The sequence below is a fragment of the Thioalkalivibrio sulfidiphilus genome, assembly GCF_000377945.1.
GTDB lineage: Bacteria > Pseudomonadota > Gammaproteobacteria > Ectothiorhodospirales > Ectothiorhodospiraceae > Thioalkalivibrio_A > Thioalkalivibrio_A sulfidiphilus_A.
Window position 1 is genome coordinate 1 of record NZ_KB898987.1, and the last position, 2,416, is coordinate 2,416.

Here is a 2,416-nt window from a genome sequence, read left to right on the forward strand (position 1 = left end):
ATAGCGACGGCTATTCTCCTCAAACGATCGAAAAAATGGCCTCACTCTCCCACTCGGCTCGCTACGGGCACCTAAGTCCGACAGGCTCCTAGGCGGTGACAGGATGCTCACGGGACATGGCGACCGCAGATCACCATCCATCGTAGGTCGGACTTCAGCCCGACACAGCGGTGCCCGGTTGCACGCCGTCAGTCGGGCTTAAGCCCGACCTACCCGGGCAGAAGCCTTGCCCAAAGCCTGGATCAAGCACCCTCCTGCCGTGACGCACAGGCGGCGCACAGTCGCGCCTGGGGCAGGACCTTGAGCCTCGCCTCGGGGATGGCCTCGCCGCAGGCCTCGCAGATCCCGTACTCGCCCTGGTCCATGCGCCTCAGGGCCTCGCGCACCCGGGTCAGTTCCCGTCGCGCCTCGTTGCCCAGGGCATCCACCACCTCCTCGTTCTCTCGCTGCACCGCCTGCTCGGCGAAGTCCTTGTCCAGGGGTTCGGCCTCGTGGCGCACATTGCGCTCCACCCGCTCCAGGCGGGATTGCAGGTCATCGCGCAGCTGTTCCAATTGCCGGCGCAGGTCCTCGAAGAGATCGCTCATCACATGGCTCCGTGAAGTTCACTGTCGTTGTTCCAGCATGCGCCAGCCACCCGACAAGTCAAGGCGAATCCCCGGCATGACGCTCGGGTTATAATGATGGGCTAATGTCCAAACCCGTTTAACCGAAGGAGTCGACCATGGCACGCACCCCCTCCGTGATGCTGGAGCTGGGCACCCCGGCCCCCAACTTCCGCCTCCCCGACCCGAGCACCGGCAAGACCATTTCCCTGGACGACTTCCCCGACGCCAAGGGCTTCGTGATCGCCTTCATCTGCAACCACTGCCCCTTCGTGCAGCTCATCCGCCACGAGTTCGCCCGCTTCGGCCGTGAGTACACCCGCAAGGGCCTGGCGGTGATCGCCATCAACTCCAACGACGTGGAGAACTACCCTGAAGACAGCCCGGAACACATGAAAGACGAGGCCCGCCGTTTCGGTTACACCTTCCCGTACCTGTTCGACGAGGATCAGTCCGTGGCCCGCGCCTACCAGGCCGCATGCACCCCGGACTTCTTCATGTTCGACGCCGACCGCAAGCTGGTCTATCGCGGTCAGTTCGACAGCTGTCGCCCGGGCAGCGACCTCCCGGTGACCGGCGAGGACCTGCGCGCCGCCGCCAACGCCCTGCTGGCCGGCCAGCCCATCCCCGAGGACCAGAAGCCGAGCCTGGGCTGCAACATCAAGTGGAAACCTGAATAAAGCAGTGGCTAGTGGCAAGTCTCAAGTGGCAAGGTAAACCAAACTCCGGCTTTCCTTGCCACTAGCCACTTGAGACTTGCCCCTCCTCAAAGCAACGCCTTGAGGTGCGCGACGACGCTGCGCCCCAGGGCTGAGAGGGCATAGCCCCCTTCCAGGACCGAGACGATGCGCCCGCCGGCGTGGCGCTCCGCGATCCCGCGCAGCTCGCGCGTCACCCACTCGTAGTCCGCCTCCACCAGGCCGAAACCGGCCATGTCGTCTTCCAGGTGGCCGTCGAAACCCGCCGAGATCAGCAGCAGCTGGGGCCGGAAGGCATCCAACGCCGGCAGCCAGCGTTCACTGACCGCCGCGCGATACGCCGCGCCGCGGGTGCCCGCGGGCAGCGGTACGTTCACCCGCGGCGCGCCATGTCGGTCCTCGGCGCCCGCGTGGGGGTAGTAGGGGTGCTGGAAGGTGGAGCACAGCAGTACCCGGGGCTCGTGCAGGAAGATGTCATCGGTGCCGTTGCCGTGGTGCACGTCGAAGTCGGCGATGGCCACCCGCTCCAGGCCGTGGGCCTCCAGGGCATGGGCGGCGCCCACGGCAATGTTGTTGTAGAGGCAGAAGCCCATGGCCCGGTCGCGACCGGCGTGATGGCCCGGCGGACGCACGCTGCAGAAGGCCACGTTGCGCGCATCGCCCATCACCAGGTCCACGCCGTGCACCACCGCGCCCGCAGCCCGGCTGGCGGCCTCCAGACTGCCCGCGGACACGTAGGTATCTCCGCCGTCGATGCACAGGGTCTCGTCCGGCCCGGGCCGCAGGCCTGCGATTTCGTCCAGGTAGGCCGCGTCGTGCACCCTCAGCAACTGCTCCCGGGTCACCCGGGGCGCCTCGCGGTGATCCAGCCACATGCCCAGGCCCGAGGTGATGAGCTGATCGTCGATGGCGGAAAGACGTTCGGGACGCTCCGGGTGATGGGCCGGCGTGCGGTGTTCCAGACAGGCCGGATGGGAGATGAAGTACAGACTCATAGGTGGCGCACCTCGGCCGCTGCGGGCGGGAAATGGTCCAGGCCGGGAATCCCGGCCTAGCCCGCATATCACACCACCCTTCTACTGCGGCCGCCGATCTGCTCGCTGTGACGGGGCG

At 66.6% G+C, this 2,416-nt stretch carries 3 protein-coding genes; 1 reads left to right on the top strand and 2 read right to left on the bottom strand.

Annotated features, from left to right (window positions below):
- Positions 1-242: 242 nt before the first annotated feature.
- Positions 243-587 carry a TraR/DksA family transcriptional regulator gene (locus D580_RS0114900; protein ID WP_018955155.1) on the bottom strand — a complete coding sequence of 115 codons (345 nt, stop codon included), beginning with the start codon at positions 585-587 and terminating at the stop codon, positions 243-245.
- A 137-nt stretch (positions 588-724) separates the two neighbouring features.
- Between D580_RS0114900 and D580_RS0114905 the strand changes: the two genes are divergently transcribed.
- On the top strand, positions 725-1,285 hold the full coding sequence (locus tag D580_RS0114905) for a thioredoxin family protein (protein WP_018955156.1): 561 nt from the start codon (positions 725-727) through the stop codon (positions 1,283-1,285).
- Positions 1,286-1,371: 86 nt separating this feature from the next.
- Here the strand turns inward: D580_RS0114905 and D580_RS0114910 are convergent, their stop codons facing one another.
- The gene (locus tag D580_RS0114910) at positions 1,372-2,298 is read right to left on the bottom strand and encodes a histone deacetylase family protein (protein ID WP_018955157.1); all 927 of its coding nucleotides are present in this window, start codon (positions 2,296-2,298) and stop codon (positions 1,372-1,374) included.
- Between the last annotated feature and the right edge of the window lie 118 nt (positions 2,299-2,416).